This is a genomic window from Salibacterium aidingense DSM 18341, from assembly GCF_000429685.1.
Taxonomy (GTDB): domain Bacteria; phylum Bacillota; class Bacilli; order Bacillales; family Marinococcaceae; genus Salibacterium; species Salibacterium aidingense.
Map to the genome: position 1 here is coordinate 24,869 of NZ_AUCI01000031.1, position 15,284 is coordinate 40,152.

17 protein-coding genes and 1 pseudogene are annotated in these 15,284 nt (G+C 45.1%); 8 read left to right on the plus strand and 10 right to left on the minus strand.

Features of this window, described 5'->3' with window-relative positions:
* Positions 1–91: 91 nt before the first annotated feature.
* The 3 genes from G475_RS0119855 to G475_RS25765 are packed head-to-tail and all read right to left on the minus strand — an operon-like array spanning position 92 to position 2,399.
* On the minus strand, positions 92–280 hold the full coding sequence (locus G475_RS0119855; protein WP_026702758.1) for a hypothetical protein: 189 nt from the start codon (positions 278–280) through the stop codon (positions 92–94).
* Positions 281–283: 3 nt separating this feature from the next.
* Positions 284–970 (minus strand): response regulator transcription factor, encoded by a 687-nt coding sequence (locus tag G475_RS0119860; RefSeq protein WP_026702759.1) that lies wholly within the window; start codon positions 968–970, stop codon positions 284–286.
* The gene (locus G475_RS25765; RefSeq protein ID WP_169728541.1) at positions 948–2,399 is read right to left on the minus strand and encodes a sensor histidine kinase; all 1,452 of its coding nucleotides are present in this window, start codon (positions 2,397–2,399) and stop codon (positions 948–950) included. The genes G475_RS0119860 and G475_RS25765 overlap by 23 nt, the downstream gene beginning before the upstream one ends.
* Positions 2,400–2,593: 194 nt before the next feature.
* Between G475_RS25765 and G475_RS27385 the strand changes: the two genes are divergently transcribed.
* Positions 2,594–2,800, plus strand: coding sequence for a hypothetical protein (locus G475_RS27385; RefSeq protein WP_156911814.1), 207 nt, complete (start codon positions 2,594–2,596; stop codon positions 2,798–2,800).
* Positions 2,801–3,170: 370 nt separating this feature from the next.
* Here G475_RS27385 and G475_RS0119875 read toward each other — a convergent pair whose 3' ends face one another.
* Complete coding sequence (locus G475_RS0119875; protein ID WP_026702761.1) at positions 3,171–4,022, minus strand: aldo/keto reductase; 852 nt, start codon at positions 4,020–4,022, stop codon at positions 3,171–3,173.
* A gap of 170 nt (positions 4,023–4,192) precedes the next feature.
* On the opposite strand from G475_RS0119875, the gene G475_RS0119880 reads away from it, so the two are divergent.
* On the plus strand, positions 4,193–4,654 hold the full coding sequence (locus G475_RS0119880) for a MerR family transcriptional regulator (protein ID WP_026702762.1): 462 nt from the start codon (positions 4,193–4,195) through the stop codon (positions 4,652–4,654).
* A 320-nt stretch (positions 4,655–4,974) separates the two neighbouring features.
* Positions 4,975–5,271, plus strand: a complete 297-nt coding sequence (locus tag G475_RS0119885) for an MGMT family protein (protein WP_026702763.1) — start codon at positions 4,975–4,977, stop codon at positions 5,269–5,271.
* A gap of 11 nt (positions 5,272–5,282) precedes the next feature.
* On the opposite strand, the gene G475_RS0119890 is transcribed toward G475_RS0119885, so the two are convergent.
* The 4 genes from G475_RS0119890 to G475_RS25770 are packed head-to-tail and all read right to left on the minus strand — an operon-like array spanning position 5,283 to position 9,383.
* Positions 5,283–6,113, minus strand: coding sequence for a sugar phosphate isomerase/epimerase family protein (locus G475_RS0119890; RefSeq protein WP_035712095.1), 831 nt, complete (start codon positions 6,111–6,113; stop codon positions 5,283–5,285).
* Positions 6,114–6,127: 14 nt separating this feature from the next.
* Complete coding sequence (locus tag G475_RS0119895) at positions 6,128–7,204, minus strand: Gfo/Idh/MocA family protein (protein WP_026702765.1); 1,077 nt, start codon at positions 7,202–7,204, stop codon at positions 6,128–6,130.
* Entirely contained in the window at positions 7,191–8,369 is a 1,179-nt protein-coding gene (locus tag G475_RS0119900; RefSeq protein WP_026702766.1) for a Gfo/Idh/MocA family protein, read from the minus strand. Before G475_RS0119900 ends, G475_RS0119895 begins: the two co-directional genes overlap by 14 nt.
* Before the next feature lie 21 nt (positions 8,370–8,390).
* Entirely contained in the window at positions 8,391–9,383 is a 993-nt protein-coding gene (locus G475_RS25770) for a LacI family DNA-binding transcriptional regulator (protein ID WP_035712098.1), read from the minus strand.
* Between the two features lie 213 nt (positions 9,384–9,596).
* Between G475_RS25770 and G475_RS0119910 the strand changes: the two genes are divergently transcribed.
* On the plus strand, positions 9,597–10,262 hold the full coding sequence (locus tag G475_RS0119910) for a PadR family transcriptional regulator (RefSeq protein ID WP_156911816.1): 666 nt from the start codon (positions 9,597–9,599) through the stop codon (positions 10,260–10,262).
* 187 nt (positions 10,263–10,449) lie between these two features.
* Positions 10,450–10,869 carry a VOC family protein gene (locus G475_RS0119915; protein WP_026702768.1) on the plus strand — a complete coding sequence of 140 codons (420 nt, stop codon included), beginning with the start codon at positions 10,450–10,452 and terminating at the stop codon, positions 10,867–10,869.
* 23 nt (positions 10,870–10,892) lie between these two features.
* Here the strand turns inward: G475_RS0119915 and G475_RS0119920 are convergent, their stop codons facing one another.
* On the minus strand, positions 10,893–11,462 hold the full coding sequence (locus G475_RS0119920; RefSeq protein WP_026702769.1) for a hypothetical protein: 570 nt from the start codon (positions 11,460–11,462) through the stop codon (positions 10,893–10,895).
* 174 nt (positions 11,463–11,636) lie between these two features.
* On the opposite strand from G475_RS0119920, the gene G475_RS0119925 reads away from it, so the two are divergent.
* Positions 11,637–12,290, plus strand: a complete 654-nt coding sequence (locus G475_RS0119925; RefSeq protein WP_026702770.1) for a Crp/Fnr family transcriptional regulator — start codon at positions 11,637–11,639, stop codon at positions 12,288–12,290.
* Positions 12,291–12,307: 17 nt separating this feature from the next.
* Here the strand turns inward: G475_RS0119925 and G475_RS0119930 are convergent, their stop codons facing one another.
* Entirely contained in the window at positions 12,308–13,186 is an 879-nt protein-coding gene (locus tag G475_RS0119930; protein ID WP_026702771.1) for a DMT family transporter, read from the minus strand.
* A gap of 115 nt (positions 13,187–13,301) precedes the next feature.
* On the opposite strand from G475_RS0119930, the pseudogene G475_RS26935 reads away from it, so the two are divergent.
* Positions 13,302–13,640 (plus strand): annotated as a pseudogene (locus G475_RS26935) (SDR family oxidoreductase); the annotation flags it as partial.
* Between the two features lie 346 nt (positions 13,641–13,986).
* Positions 13,987–14,874 (plus strand): fructose bisphosphate aldolase, encoded by an 888-nt coding sequence (locus tag G475_RS0119940; protein WP_026702773.1) that lies wholly within the window; start codon positions 13,987–13,989, stop codon positions 14,872–14,874.
* The last annotated feature ends 410 nt before the right edge of the window (positions 14,875–15,284 follow it).

A 15,284-nucleotide genomic window follows, 5' to 3' on the forward strand; every position in this document is an offset into this window, starting at 1 on the left:
CGGCTTTATCTAAAGCCGTTCTAAATAAAATCTAAAAATTATCTAAAGCATTAATGAGGGATGGAGGACACTGTTTTTATGGAGAATATTTTTAGTGTCCTCCATTCAGTAAATGGAAGACACTATTTTGTTTTAATGGATGCTTACTGGCGCCCAAAACCGGATGGAGACCAATTCCGGCTCCTTTTTCCTTCACCGTGTCCTCCACCAGGCAAAAGGTGATGGGGGAAGTAAGCATAAATGAAAACCCGCAATAAGCGGGTTCATAAAATGCTCCCATTTTTCAGCCCTTGAAACGGTATCCTACGCCCCATACCGTTTCAATGTACTGGGGGTTGGCTGGATCAAGTTCGATTTTGTCGCGTATTTTACCCACGTGCACGGTGACAGTGGCGACATCGCCGACTGCCTCCATCCCCCAGATCCTGTCGAAAAGATGGTCTTTCGTGAATACGTGATTGGGATTCCCGGCCATGAAACGCAATAAATCGAACTCTTTGGTCGTCAATGATACTTCTGTTTCATTCACAAACACTTTTCGCGAGGCTAAATTCACGTGAAGCCCGCGAATATCAATCGTAGCGGTAAGATCGTCTTTATGAACCAATCGATCATAGCGGGATAGATGAGCCTTCACCCTAGCTGTCAGTTCGCCCGGGCTGAAGGGCTTCACCATGTAATCGTCTGCCCCTATCCCCAGGCCCCGAATTTTATCAGTGTCTTCTTTTTTCGCTGTAAGCATAATAATGGGGATGTCTTTGACCTGCCGGATTCGTTTACACACTTGAAATCCATCAAGGTTGGGAAGCATAAGGTCTAACACAATTAGATCGTATGGTTCAGAAAGAGCGGCCTGCAGCCCTTGATCCCCAGTTTTAGCGATATCCGCGCTATAATCATTGATTTCTAAATAATCTTTCACTAATTCAGCCAGGCTAGGCTCATCCTCAATAATCAAAATCTTTTTCATTCCCATTCTCTCCTTGATTTGACGCCTTTTTTATAATAAAGCTAATGGTTGTTCCTTTATTTATTTCACTTTCTGCCCAAATGTCCCCGCCATGGCCTTTGATAATCTGTTCGGCAATCGCCAGGCCAAGGCCGCTTCCTCCAGTTTTTGTATTTCTGGAATGTTCTACGCGGTAGAAACGATCAAACAGATACGGTACGTCTTCCGGCTTGATGCCGGGACCATTATCCGTGATGTCTACTTTTATATGTTCTTCGAGAGTCTTTAAATGGATGTGAAGCTGCCGCTTTTCTTTATCCATATACTTTAGACTGTTATCAATGATGTTGGAAAAGACACGCTTCAACTTATCCCTGTCTATGATTCCCACATAGGATGTCGCCTGATCGTAATAGAAGGACACCTTCGTTTGCTCAGACAGCTGCAATGACAACTCCTCCACATAATCCTTTATATATTCTTTGATATCGATTTCTTCAAAATGATACGGCAGACGATTCATATCTAATTTAGAATAAAGAAATAATTCTTCTATTAAATGATCCAATTCATTGGCTTTCGAATAAATCGTCTGTGTATAGCTGTCCAGCTTCTCCGGAGAGTTGGCGACGCCATCCCGAATTCCTTCGACATACCCTTTAATCGCCGATAAAGGAGTTTTGAGATCATGAGAGATGTTTGAAATTAATTCCTTTCGATTTTCCTCATACTGCATTTGCAACTCCATCGATTCTTTCAGTTTTTTTCTCATGATTTCGAACGTACGCGATAGCTGTCCAAGTTCATCTTTTCGGCGTGACTCTATGTGAAAGTCCAGGTCCCCCTCGCTAATCTTTTCCGAGGCGGCTCTTAACTCATTCACCGGCGTCAGAATTGTTTTTGAGACAAAATACGTAAGCAACCCATTTGTAACAATCAGCGCAAGAAGGAGACAGCCAAATACTATCGGCCCAAACCGTTTCACAAAACCAGCATCCTGGAGGAGAAACACAGTGCCTTCATTCCCATTGGAATAGTAAAAATCGTTTTTTTGTAGAAAATAGAGCTGGTTTCCGAGCCGGTGAATCGGCCGGCGCATTTCTTCAAAATCAAACGCGGGGAGTTCTGATACAGACAAAGCAATAGAAGGAGACGATTGATAAGTGATCTCTCCCTTTTCTCTTATAAGAACAGCCGCATTTTCCTGTGGAATCTCTGACATTCTGTTTGAAAGATATTCGTCCTCCCTCAGCTTATCCGGGTTACGTGCAGCCGTCTGTTTTAAATAAAGGTATTCTTCCATGATGGGTTCCCTGCCGTCACCATGATCAAAAAACGGCAGCCCTCCAAAAAATAACTGCACTAGAATACATAAAGACAGAATGAAAAAAAGGATCGGCATCAGGATCATTGCTATGTTGGACAAAATCAGGCGTTTTCGTATGGACATGGAATGATCTTCCTTTTTGTATAATTGGTTTTCCCTTTTCCCCATTCTACCTTTTCTTTCTAAAATTTTTCTAAACTATCTTTCGAGAAAAATAGCGGAAAGCTTTTTTATACATTTTTTATAAATTATTTAGAAGTGTTTTATAAAGAAGGGATACTTTAGATGGTGACATAACAAGAAAGGAGGTCCTTGCCATGCCGGAATGCGGACATTTCTTTCCGTTTCTTCCATTCGGTTTCTTTTTCCTTTTCTTCGTGATTTTCTGTCTCTTCCTGTTCAAGGGACGCGGCAGCTGGAAGCAAAATAGATTTGATTCTGAAACTTTGCTGCAGCGGCGTTTGATCAACGGGGAAATCGATGAGAAAGAATATGAAAGGCTTCGGGAGATCATTCATCGTTAAAAACACAAACAAGGACCCAATTCTGTTTCCGGTAAAAAGAATTGGGTCTTGCTTAACGATTTTTTAATCGTTTGTATTTGCAGTATTATGCCTGCGCAATTCTTGGCATAGGGATAGGCTCTTTCTCTAATTCCGCCCAAATATAACGAAGCAATAGATCTTTTTTTAACTCTAGATAATTTTCATCCTCCGTTTTGTAAGTCAAAAAACTCTCCGTAGGGATGGATCTTCGTTATCTCATGGCGGAATTCACAAATCACTAACAAAATTCACCACTCACAGATTGACACAAAGAAAGGACAGGCCCGCCCCCTGTCCTTTCTTAATAGATATGAGGATAAACATGGTGAATTTACGGTTCGACCAAATGTTACAGATTGACTTTCAAGGTCCCCAGCATCTTTGCTACTTCCGGATCGTGGTACGATAAGAAAAGACTTTCCCGCGTATCTAGGGTGGAAATTTGTTCAATATCGTCCGAGCTCAACTCAAAATCAAAAATGTCGATGTTTTCGACGATCCGCTCTTTGCGCACCGATTTTGGAATAGCAACGACTTCACGCTGAACAAGCCAGCGCAACACGACCTGGGCAACGGACTTACTGTGTTTTTCCGCAATCGAGGTCAGCACTTCGTTGTCGAACATGTTGTTGCGTCCTTCAGCGAACGGGGCCCACGACTGGTGCTGCACTCCATGCTCTTTCATAAAGGCAGCGCTCTTGATCTGTTGGTAGAACGGGTGCGTTTCGACCTGGTTGACGGCGGGCACGATTTCGTTATGCACGATGAGGTCCATCAGACGGTCGGGCAGAAAGTTGCTGACACCGATCGCCTTGCTCTTGCCTTCGTGGTACAGGTCTTCCATCGCACGCCAAGCGCCGTAATAATCGCCGAACGGCTGATGAATAAGGTATAGATCGAGATAATCGAGCTGTAGCTTCTTCAAGGATTTGGAAAACGCCATCTTAGCACTCTCGTAGCCGGCATCTTGAATCCAGAGCTTGGTCGTGATGAACAGTTCCTTACGTGGTATTCCGCTGCGCTTGATCGCGCGTCCGACCGCTTCCTCATTCAGGTAACCGGCGGCGGTGTCAATTAGGCGGTAACCGGCCATCAGCGCTTCATATACCGCATCCTCGCATTCTTCAGCATCGGGAATTTGATAGACACCGAAGCCGATAATCGGCATTTTCACACCGTTGTTCAATGTTACAGTTTGCATTTTAATTCCTCCCATTGTTTAAAGGTAAAATAGCAAACGGCCGCAAAGACCGGGAATCGGGTACCGCAGCGGGCATTCCGCTTACGGCCGATTTGCTTTATAATAAGCATATCGCCTTAGTGTTACACGAAGGCAAGCGATTTTTAATATTTTTTCAAGGAGGGTTACACATGCATACGGTCAAAGAAGCCGCCCTGATAACGGGACTCACCGAGCACGCTGTACGCTTTTACACCGATAAAGGGTTGGTACCAAGCGTACAGCGCAATGAGAATAATATTCGGCTGTTCGATGCAGAATCCATTAACTGGCTGTACGGCGTCAAATGTCTCAAGCAATCCGGGATGAAAATTGAAGTCATCAAAATGTATGTCGATCTTTGTCTCGAAGGGGATTCGACCATTCCGCAACGCTGCGCACTAATGATGGAGCATAAAAAAGAAGCGCTCGTTCAGCTCGAAGAAGCCAAACGGCGGGTCGCCCATTTGGAAGAAAAAACCATATTATATCAGGCCATTCTGGAGCAACGCATTCCAGACTCGACCAATCCAGGCAAATGGGAAAAATTCCGGCATATCCATAGTGACGTATTTTATTCGCCCTCTATTTCACCAGAAAACTTAAATCCATAGCTCACCTATTCTTGGCTTTTTTCAGCCGCTCCCTGGATGGCGAACCCGGTTGAGACGGCGTTCGAAGCGAATCAATTAAGTCTATATCGATGAACAGAAGGCAGCCATATAGCTATTCTTAATCTTTCGCACGTAGGTGCAAGCAGAACCCATTTTTCCAATACGTTTACAAAAGCAGTCGGCAGCATCCCATACAACCAGAGCGCTATTTTTGTGATTCATCGTTTTGATGATGCTATGGAATATAGACTATATTTATAAAACCAGCGTTCAAGGCTTTATCTTTAGTTGATTCCAAGATCCAGCAAAGGAGTATTTTAATGAGGAAGGGTTTTTTCGAGCAAGTCTATCAGATAGTGGGAGAGATTCCAGCCGGAAGAGTCGCCAGTTATTCTCAAATTGCCCGGCTTTTAGAACAGCCTCACAATGCGCGGGTGGTGGGGTGGGCAATGAGGAAGACTCCGGCCCACCGGAATCTCCCCAGCCATAGAGTGGTTAAAAAGAGCGGAGAGCTTGCCCCGGGATTTAACGAACAAAGAAATCTCCTTGAGAAGGAAGGAGTGACTTTTGACAAACACGGAAGGGTGTTCATGCACCTTCATAACTGGGAAAAATGAATTTCCCGGGATTACAGAGACAGGTGAAGTTGATTTTCGACGAAGTCCCGGCAAGTTTTCAGGCTTTGATACGGGGTGCTTGTGGACTTATCGATTTCAACTGTCATCCAGCCGTTGTAACTGGTTTCTTTTAAATACTCGGTGACTTCCCGAATGGAATCAGGCAGGATGCCAAGGCCGAGTTCACAGAAAATCGGCATAGCTTCGTTCCCGGAAAGAATCGGAAATGATTCGGCATCTACATGCTCCGGTGAAATATCTTTCAAGTGGACATAACCGATGCGGTCGCGGTAGCGTTTTACGATGGCAAGCGGGTCCATCCCGGCCTTAGCGAGGTGTGCCGTATCTGGACAGAAATAGACATAGTCAGGGTCCGTGTGTTCCATGACAGCGTCGAGCTCATGTTCGAGCTCAATTTCTGTACCAAGATGAGGATGGACACATGCTTTAACCCCCAGATCAGCACACGCCTTGGCTGCTTCGTTAATGGTCTCTGCAGCAATTTTCAATTCTTCTGTCGTCGTCCCGCCTTCGGTGCGGGGGCCTTTCGGGCCGAACATAATGTAGCCGCTTCCGTTCGCTGCAAGAAAACGGGCCACCCTTGTATTTTCTTCAATAATGTCTTTCCGCTTGGCGGGATCACTGAAGCGGCCGCCTCCGTACAAAGCAGAAAGTTGAAAACCATGCTGCTGAAGCAGTTCTTGAAATTGTTCTACATCATGTTCATATTCCAATGCATTATGTGTAAAGGTTTCACAAGCCTGATACCCGAGCTCCGACGCTTCTTTCATCCCGGTTAAAAGCTCATTCCCCCAAGTAATTAAATGACAGGATACTTTCATGCAGGTTCCTCCCTTTAAAATATTTGCTGCATCGCAAGCGCTGCTGGTTTTTCGATGCGGCTGTTGATCGTAATATGTTTGTTTTCTTCGGAAGCGGTGTGAAAAGCGTGCATAATCTCCAGTACATGGTATTGGAGCTGGTCGTTGGCACGGTGCGGCCGCTTTTCCAGGAGGGCCTCTGCCATATCAGCCAGCCCGATGCCGCGGCTGTTGTCCGTCCAGCCGTGGGTGAGAGGCACATTCTCAAATTGCTTCCTGCCCAGTTTTTTGACCAGCACTTCCCCGCCAAAATGATTCGGGTCGGGAACAGATAACGTGCCGGTTTCCCCGTGGATCTCCATTCGCGGCAAATTGTTTCCGACAGAGTCAAAGCTGGTAATCACCGTTCCAACCGCCCCATTTTCAAAATCCAGGCTGCCTGTAATATGGGTCGGCACTTCAACGGGAATGCTTCGTCCTTCCGGGGTTGTTCTCACGTCGAAGCTTGTTTGGACCGAGCCGGTTACACGTTTCACAGACCCAAGGAGAGAAACGAGCGTGGTCAGATAGTACGGGCCCATATCAAACATCGGCCCTCCCCCGGGCTGGTAGTAAAAGTCCGGGTTCGGATGCCATTTCTCGACTCCTCTGCTCATAAAAAACGCCGTCGCTGCGACCGGTCTCCCAATCCAGCCGTCTTCGATTAATTTTAATGCGGTTTGGATGCCGCCTCCCAGAAACGTATCTGGCGCGCCACCGACACGTACGCCTTTTTCGGCTGCTGCATCAAGAACGGCCCGACCATCCTTGAGCGAAATCGATAAAGGTTTTTCCATATAGACATGTTTGCCGGCTTCGATCGCTTTCAGGCTGATTTCCGCATGAGCAGCGGGGATTGTAAGGTTTAACACAATGTCAATTTCCGGATCTGCGAGAAGTTCGTCGACCGAGCATGTTCTCGGAATGTCAAAATCACGTGCCTGCCGTTCCGCATTTTCCCTATTGAGATCAGCACAAGCGACGATGTCCATGCTTTGAAAATTGCGGCAGTTTTCTAAATAAATGCTGCTGATAAATCCGCAGCCGATCAATCCTGCTTTAATTGGTTTCATGTTCCCCGCCTCCTGTTTTCACCCACTGCCGTGTCTGGTGGGATTGCTCGATCGCAGCAAGAAGGCGCTGATTAATAACCCCATCCCGGAAGTTAGGAACAGGCGCGCTTCCGCTGTGAATGCCTTTCATCATTTCATAGGCTAAGTGAATAAACGTATGTTCATACCCAATCATGTGACCGGCCGGCCAGTAGTTCCCGGCATAAGGATGGTCCTCTTCGGTACAGTGTATCGTGCGGAATCCCTGCAGCCCCGGCTCATCGTTTTCAAAATACACCTCAAGATGGTTCATATTTTCCATATCCCAGCGCAGAGAACCCTTGCTGCCGTTGATTTCAATGCGGTTGCCATTGCGATTACCACCGGCATAACGCGTGGCCTCAAATACACCGAGCGCTCCGTTTTCAAACGTCGCTAGAAACGCTGCTGCATCATCAACCTCGACCTCCCCTTTCTTTTCTTCATTGGCTTTCCCGGAGAGACCGGCACTCGATTCAGCCAGCGGACGTTCTTTCACAAAGGTTTTCATGGTGGAAACCAGTTCTGTGATCTCACCGACAAGGTACCGGGCCAGGTCAATGCTGTGCGACCCGATATCACCCAGGGTGCCGCTGCCGGAGATATCTTTTGAAAGCCTCCATACAAGCGGTGCCTCGGGATCAACAAGCCAATCCTGTAAGTACTGGGCACGTACATGGTTTATTTCACCAAGACGACCTTCCGAGATAAGTTTTTTTGCATACGCCACAGCAGGAGCAAATCGATAATTGTGGGCGATCATATGAACGATAGCGTTTTTCTCGGCTGCTTCGTGCATCCGCTCTGCCTGTTCCACCGTAAGAGCAAGCGGCTTTTCACAGAGAATGTGTTTGCCTGCTTCGGCGGCGGCAACAGCCATTTCAGCATGCGTGTGATTTGGAGTAACAATATCGATCATGTCAATATCATCCCGCTCTATAAGACGACGCCAGTCGGTTTCATACGACTGCCATCCTAACTTCTCTGCCGCCTGCTTCACTTTCTCCTCATTCCTGCCGGATACAGCCTGCAGGACCGGCGTTACCGGGGGATCAAAATAAAAAGGCAGATCACGGTAAGCATGGCTGTGCGCTTTTCCCATAAATTGATAACCTATCATTCCAATACGAACACTGGATGGATTCATTATATTCCTGCTCCTCTCTTTTTAGAGTTGGGATGAGGCCCTGATTTTCAGCGTTACCGGGAGAAAATCCGGCGCTGCTTCTGTGGCGGCTAAGAGACGCTGGATTGCCGCTGCCCCAATCTCTTGAAATGGGACGGCCACAGATGTCAGCGGAGGCTCCATATACCGGCCCAATTCGGTGTCGTCATAGCCAACAACCGCCATATCCCGGCCGGGACGAAGATGTCTTTCTGTCATTCTTTGCATCACACCGATCGCCATCCGGTCATTTGCTGCGAACACAGCAGTCGGCCGTGGACGTTCGTCCAAAATCACATCAGCCAGCTCATAGCCGCTCGTTCTGCTGTAGTTCCCGGTAAATACAACCGGATCGAAAAGAGCATAAGCGGCACATGCTGATTGAACACCTTTTAAGCGCTGACGGCTGTTTACAAATGACGGAGGGCCATTAAGAAAGGCGATAGTACGATGTCCCTGTTCCGCCAGATGTATCATAGCTTTTTCACCGCCGCTCACATGATCCGCGTCCACAGCGAACGGATCCTCTGGATGCAGGGCATTGCCGAGCAGCACAAACGGATAGTTTTCTTTTCTCATGCTGCGCAGGTGCGGGAGATCTTCCACACCAGTGCCGAGCAGAATCAGACCATCTATTTTTTTATTCTGAAAATAGGCCCGGTAATCAACCTCCTCTTCCTGCATTCTCTTATAAAAAAGCAGAATGTCGTATCCTTTTTCATTCGCGGCTACAGTGGCTCCATGAAGAATCTCCGAGAAGTATGCCGAAGATAAAGCGCTGGCATGAGGAATGTAAGGAAGAACGACCCCGATATTACCGCTCTTTTTCCGCGCAAAACTCTGGGCAATGGCGTTTGGATAATATTCGAGTGCGGCGGCAGCCTGCTCCACTTTGCGCTTTGTGACAGCGTTTACAATATCCGGCGAACTAAAAACCCGGGAGACCGTAGCTTCTGATACACCTGCTTTTTCTGCAACTTCTTTTCTGCCCGCCATTTTCTACTCCTTGAATTCCATTATTTAAAATGTACGCGCGTTCATTACGTTTATTCTATCCTTTGTTTACTGGATAGTCAATGTTCTTTTTAACATTTCTCCCTCGTAATTTATTCACTTTCATATTCCTACCTTGACAGATAACGATATATCGGATATTATGCAAATTAACGATATATCGTTAAAAAATTAAAAATTACCAGGAGGGTTACAATGTTCAAAAGACCTGATTTTGCTCAACATCCTTTTTTTGAAGGAAAACACCATTTTCAACATGGTCACTTCTTTAAGGGAGACAGTTTCGACAGGGAATCGGGGATGAAAGCCAGTAATTTCGAAAAACCAGGTGGGTTTCATTTCTTTGCAGGCAAAAGCTCCGGGGGAGATTATGGTGGCGAGCGTTTTTTCAAGCGAGGCGATATTAAAATTGTCTTGTTAAAATTGTTACAAGAACAGCCAAGACATGGATACGAATTAATTAAAGTACTCGAGGAAAAGTTCAAGGGATTTTATTCGCCCAGTCCCGGTTCTGTTTATCCCACCCTTCAAATGCTCGAAGACCAAGATCTTGTCAATATTATCAAGGAAGGGCGGAAAAAAGTTTATCATCTTACAGAGGAAGGACGAAGCTATTTAGAAAACCATCAAAACGAAGATCCCTTTGTTTCAAGAATGAATATGCTTGAGAATGAGAATCTAGATGAAATGCAGACTTTACGATCTGACATTAAGGATTTATTCTATGAATTTATTAGGGTAGGCCGTCAAGTTATGAAAAACCCCGAAAAAAAGGAACAACTACAAAATTTACTCGAAGAAACCAAGATAAAGCTTTCGAAAATTACCGATAACAATAAAAAAAGCAGAGATGAAGAATAATATCCAGAAAGCTTGCTTTAATAAGGGAGTATAAGTCAGATTCCCCCATGACCGTCCTCTTTTTAAGAGATGGCCATGGGTTTATTGAAGCGTAGAAAACGTTTAAAATCTATATACTATAAGCAAATCTTGGGAAGGTAAAACACTTCTTTAGAATTCTTTATTTCATCTGGGAAAGGAGCAGACCATGGAAAAAGTATTGGATCACATCGGGGTAGCAGTGAGAAATATCGAGGAGAGTATTCATTTTTATACCAATATCCTAGGAGGATCATTCATTGATCGTTACACCAGTGAGGCGGAGGGGGTGGAAAGTGAAGTTGTGGTCCTCCACGTGAACGGGGTGCAGATGGAACTGCTGGCCCCGACAAATAACACGACTTCTCCCATCGCACGATTTATTAAACAAAAAGGAAAAGGAGTCCACCATATCGCCTACCGCGTCCACGATCTAGACGAAGCACTGGTCGATTTACAAAACCGGGGGATCCGGGTGCTGGAACACACGTTACGGACCAACAAACATGGCAGGCGGTTAATCTACTTAAATCCTGCTGATACGGAAGGAACGATTATCGAGTATTGCGATTATCCCGCTCCTAACTAGCGTAGAGGGAAGATGGTCCCATCTCACCCCTCCTTTGTATTAGGATGAATAAATCGTTTAATGCCTATTACAAACCAATACGATATATAAGCAATGGAGATATCAATAATCAATACGTAAAATTGATTCATTCCACGGTCGAATTCCACTAAACCTATGACGTTTTCTAAGGACATAAAAACATAAACAAATATCGCACTTAAAATGACCGTATACACATAAAAATTTTTCTTGTGATTCGTGCAATACTGATATAACAGCAGAAATCCGATAGGAAGCAAAGATGTCGTCACGGTTAAAGCAAACGGCAGCAAGGGGGTCAGAAAACGGGTATGAATTAAATAATTTTGGTTTTCCAGGATTAAATCAATGTATGTCCAAAGTAAATGAATGGTATATCCATAACAAAACAGTTCAAATATCCTTTTTCTGTCTATAAAATAAAGCAGAAATAGAGGAAGGACCAATAACGATAAAACGAGCCAGAACTCCCAGGTTCCCAAATTCGAATAATCGCTCCAGTAGGAAGAAATAAGCGAATTTAACTCTTCTCTCTTCTCCTGTATCTGCACCCAATACTCCCTGTAACTCATAAACACGGTCCTCCTAAAACGTTCCTTCTTTTTTAATGTTTCCACTGCCAGGGCATTCATGCAAAAAAGGTTATTTTTTATTTCATCTTCTATATATGATTAATATCAAACGAAGTGGCTCATTTTAAAAAAGAAGCGATAGGAAAAGAGAGGACAGGAGGGATCTCGCAGAAAATGGAAGGACATCACCTTAAAACGGAATGTATCAAGCTTATTCCTATTTTCCAAAAATTGGATAATGAAGAAGTAGAACAGATCGCCTCTCTCAGCACGATGCAAAGATACGGCAGAGGAAATGTAGTTTTTCAGGCTGGAGAACAGAAAGACCATCTTTACCTGGTTCAGAAAGGACGTGTTAAAATAACTCGCGGGACAGGAGAAGGAAACGAACAACTGCTTCAGGTGTTGGAGGCCGGCGATATTCTGGGGGAGCTTGCTCTGTTTTTCCAACAAACACACGAGGCGGATGGCAAAGCCGACACGGCTGCAGACATTTTTGTCCTCTCCCGTGAAGCCTTCCACCCTTTTCTCCGGAACCATCCGGAAATTTCCATGAAACTGCTGCAGGAAGTCAGCGAACGTCTGCATAAGGCAGAAACCCTCGTGCATCAATTATATGCTGCACAGGGAGAAATGCAGCTCGCTTCGTACTTACTCGAATTAGCCGAAAAACAAAAGAGTACAAGCATCACGCTTCCGATGAGCAAAAAAGATATGGCCTCCTATCTCGGCCTAAATCAGGAGCAATTAAGCAGGCAGCTGGGAGAGTTACAAAATCAAGGCTGGCTCCGGCAGCAGGGACACCGCCATATCCAGCTTCTAGATTAATGTGGAACAGACTTTTTTTATCCCGCCTTTCTTGCTGCTTCCGCTTTATCCATTCCCTTATTTTTCAGGAACATGTAAAAGGATGCCCCAAATATGACAACGTAGCCTGCAACGCTGAGTAATGTCGGAATCTGGCCGAACAGGATAATGCTCAGCAGGGCCGAATACACCACGGTGGAATAAAAGAAAATGGAAATCTCGCTCGCCGGGGCAAACTTATAAGCGAGCGTAATACCAAATTGACCGACCGTCGCACAAGCCCCGGCCAAAAGCAGTAATACCCATTGCTGCCAGCTCATCGGTTCATAATACAATACCATGAACGGCAGAAGGATGAGCGTCGTGAAGAGTGAAAAATAAAAGACCACGGTATAATGCTTTTCCCGGCTGCCAAGAACGCGAAGAAGGGTGTAGGCGCCTGCTGCGAATATGGCCCCCAGTACCCCGGCCATATAAGGCAGCACTTCTACAGAAAATTCCGGCTGAATAATAAATAAAGCACCGGCAAATGCGATCAGCACGGCAATCATCTGATACCGGCGGGCGCTTTCTTTCAGAAAAACTGCCGAAAAAATAATGAGGATGAACGGGCTGAGTTTGTTAAGCATCTCCGCATCAGACAGCACAAGATGATCAATGGCATAAAAGTTCAAAATAACGCCGACGGCACCGAGGATGGAGCGCCACAACAGTACCTTCTGATTTTCCTTTTTCCCAAAGATCCGTTCTTTATGATGCAGTACAAAACCTAACGTGATAACGGCCGCGACAATATTACGAAAAAATGCCTTCTGCATTGTCGGCAAGTCTCCGGAAAGCTTCACAAAAGCCCCCATAAGCGAAAACCCCAAGGCAGAAACCAATAATAATATAATTCCTTTATTCCGATCAGACATCTGCTGTTCCTCCAATTCTTTAAAACCTAACGTCCACCGGTAGACTATATTAATATAAAAATCAGGTTATGGAAAGAAATCTGTTTGGTTTCTCTCCAATACTAAGTTATAAACCGCCTTTGAGTTGCTGGGCGCCTATTCCGCCACCAAATTTGCCGTGAAAGGTCTGACGGAAGGAGCCGCTAAGGAACTCGCCCAGTTTAACATCAAGGTAAACGCCTATTGCCCAGGTATCGTTGGTACAAGCATGTGGGATCGTATTGATGCTGGTATGACCTAATATATAGGCTTGAAACCAGGTGAAGCCTGGCAGTAGCAAGTCGATAGCATTCCGCTCCAACGTTCCCAAACACCTGAAGATGTTGCCAAATTAGTCTCGTTTTTGGCATCAACTGATTCTGACTATATGACGGGACAAGCTATTAACATTGACGGCGGCATTGAGACGCACTAACGAAAAAATAAGGAAGTCGTACGATCACTTTCTTGGCGGAAGCAAATCTAATGCCTTTTGAAAATAGAAAATAGCTGAAAAAGGGATGCCCCATCGTTTTGGGACACCCCATTTTTTTGACAAGCGGGAATCAGGCAGATGAGCAATTCAGACTGGGCGCTCATCCATTGTTTCACCAGATTAAAATGTCAAAATATTTGATGTTATTTATCTTCTATTTGTTTTACATATTGGACTACACGACAATACCTCATTCATGATATAGTATATATGTGATTTTGTGCAATTACATAATTCCCTGAATTCGAAGAGGGTATTTTACTACCATAAAAGGAGTGTTACGTACATGAACGAGAAACACTTTGAGCAGATGAAAAATGGCAAAGGATTTATTGCCGCATTGGACCAAAGCGGCGGCAGCACACCAAAAGCGTTGGCTCTGTATGGCGTTACAGAGGATCAATATTCAGGCGAAGAGGAAATGTTCGATCTGGTCCACGAGATGCGTACCCGGATTATTACTGCCCCTGCCTTTGACTCCAGTCAAATTATCGGCGCCATCCTTTTCGAACAAACGATGGACCGCGAAATTGAAGGGAAGTATACGGCTGATTATTTGTGGGAGAAAAAAGGCGTGGTTCCGTTTTTGAAAGTCGACAACGGCCTTGACACGGAATCCAACGGTGTACAGCAGATGAAGCCGATCGGGGACCTGGAGGACAAGCTGAAACGTGCCAATGAACGTAATATTTTCGGTACCAAAATGCGTTCTGTGATTAAAGAGCCTAACCCGGAAGGCATTAAAGCCGTGGTAGATCAGCAGTTTGAAATCGGTCAGCAGATTATTGAAGCCGATCTGGTACCGATTATCGAACCAGAAGTGGACATTAACAGTACAGATAAAGAAAAATGCGAAGAACTGCTCAAAGCAGAGATCCTGAAGCATCTTGACCAACTCGGTTCGGATGATCATGTCATGCTGAAACTGACTATCCCAACTGTTGCCAATACGTATAAAGAGCTGATCGAGCATCCAAATGTGGTTCGCGTGGTCGCCCTTTCCGGCGGTTACGAAACTGAGACAGCCAACGAAAAGCTGAAAGAAAACAATGGTCTGATTGCCAGCTTCTCCCGTGCCCTGACCCAGGATTTAAACGTAAACCAGTCGGAAGAAGAATTCAACAAGCAGCTTGGACAAGCGGTCACCTCGATTTATGAAGCTTCTATCACGTAAAATGAGACAAAAATTAAAAAAGAGACCGGGACAAAAGATAAGAGGAATGTTGAAAACCTGAACATCTCGTCTTCTATGGTAAACAGTACTTCCTAAGCGTCGTCAACATACGAAGACTCCTGTGGGAACAGCACGTGTCTCGAGACCCCGCAGGCAGAGGGTTTCTGCCGAGGAGGCTCGAGCCGTGCCCACGGAAAGCGAAGTTTTTGACGGAGCGATAAATAGGACAGAACGAAAATTTCCGAACGATTTATGGATTAATCGTTCGGAAATTTTTATCTTATAATGGTATTGTCCCAAACTCTTTTTTTCGCGGGAATATCCCCAGATAAGAAAAAAGGGATAAAGCTCTCCCCATGGCAGATAAACTATAACACTAAGTATATCATCGTGTTTTAAAAAATTTTAAA

Coding starts and splice junctions, on each gene's coding strand:
- G475_RS0119880 (WP_026702762.1), top strand. CDS start 4,193: ATGCATACGGTCAAAGAAGCCGCCCTGATAACGGGACTCACCGAGCAC.
- G475_RS0119860 (WP_026702759.1), bottom strand. CDS start 970: ATGAAAAAGATTTTGATTATTGAGGATGAGCCTAGCCTGGCTGAATTA.
- G475_RS0119920 (WP_026702769.1), bottom strand. CDS start 11,462: ATGAGTTACAGGGAGTATTGGGTGCAGATACAGGAGAAGAGAGAAGAG.
- G475_RS25770 (WP_035712098.1), bottom strand. CDS start 9,383: ATGGCGGGCAGAAAAGAAGTTGCAGAAAAAGCAGGTGTATCAGAAGCT.
- G475_RS0119910 (WP_156911816.1), top strand. CDS start 9,597: ATGTTCAAAAGACCTGATTTTGCTCAACATCCTTTTTTTGAAGGAAAA.
- G475_RS0119930 (WP_026702771.1), bottom strand. CDS start 13,186: ATGTCTGATCGGAATAAAGGAATTATATTATTATTGGTTTCTGCCTTG.
- G475_RS25765 (WP_169728541.1), bottom strand. CDS start 2,399: ATGTCCATACGAAAACGCCTGATTTTGTCCAACATAGCAATGATCCTG.
- G475_RS0119900 (WP_026702766.1), bottom strand. CDS start 8,369: ATGAATCCATCCAGTGTTCGTATTGGAATGATAGGTTATCAATTTATG.
- G475_RS0119855 (WP_026702758.1), bottom strand. CDS start 280: ATGGGAGCATTTTATGAACCCGCTTATTGCGGGTTTTCATTTATGCTT.
- G475_RS0119875 (WP_026702761.1), bottom strand. CDS start 4,022: ATGCAAACTGTAACATTGAACAACGGTGTGAAAATGCCGATTATCGGC.
- G475_RS0119915 (WP_026702768.1), top strand. CDS start 10,450: ATGGAAAAAGTATTGGATCACATCGGGGTAGCAGTGAGAAATATCGAG.
- G475_RS0119925 (WP_026702770.1), top strand. CDS start 11,637: ATGGAAGGACATCACCTTAAAACGGAATGTATCAAGCTTATTCCTATT.
- G475_RS0119885 (WP_026702763.1), top strand. CDS start 4,975: ATGAGGAAGGGTTTTTTCGAGCAAGTCTATCAGATAGTGGGAGAGATT.
- G475_RS0119895 (WP_026702765.1), bottom strand. CDS start 7,204: ATGAAACCAATTAAAGCAGGATTGATCGGCTGCGGATTTATCAGCAGC.
- G475_RS0119940 (WP_026702773.1), top strand. CDS start 13,987: ATGAACGAGAAACACTTTGAGCAGATGAAAAATGGCAAAGGATTTATT.
- G475_RS27385 (WP_156911814.1), top strand. CDS start 2,594: ATGCCGGAATGCGGACATTTCTTTCCGTTTCTTCCATTCGGTTTCTTT.
- G475_RS0119890 (WP_035712095.1), bottom strand. CDS start 6,113: ATGAAAGTATCCTGTCATTTAATTACTTGGGGGAATGAGCTTTTAACC.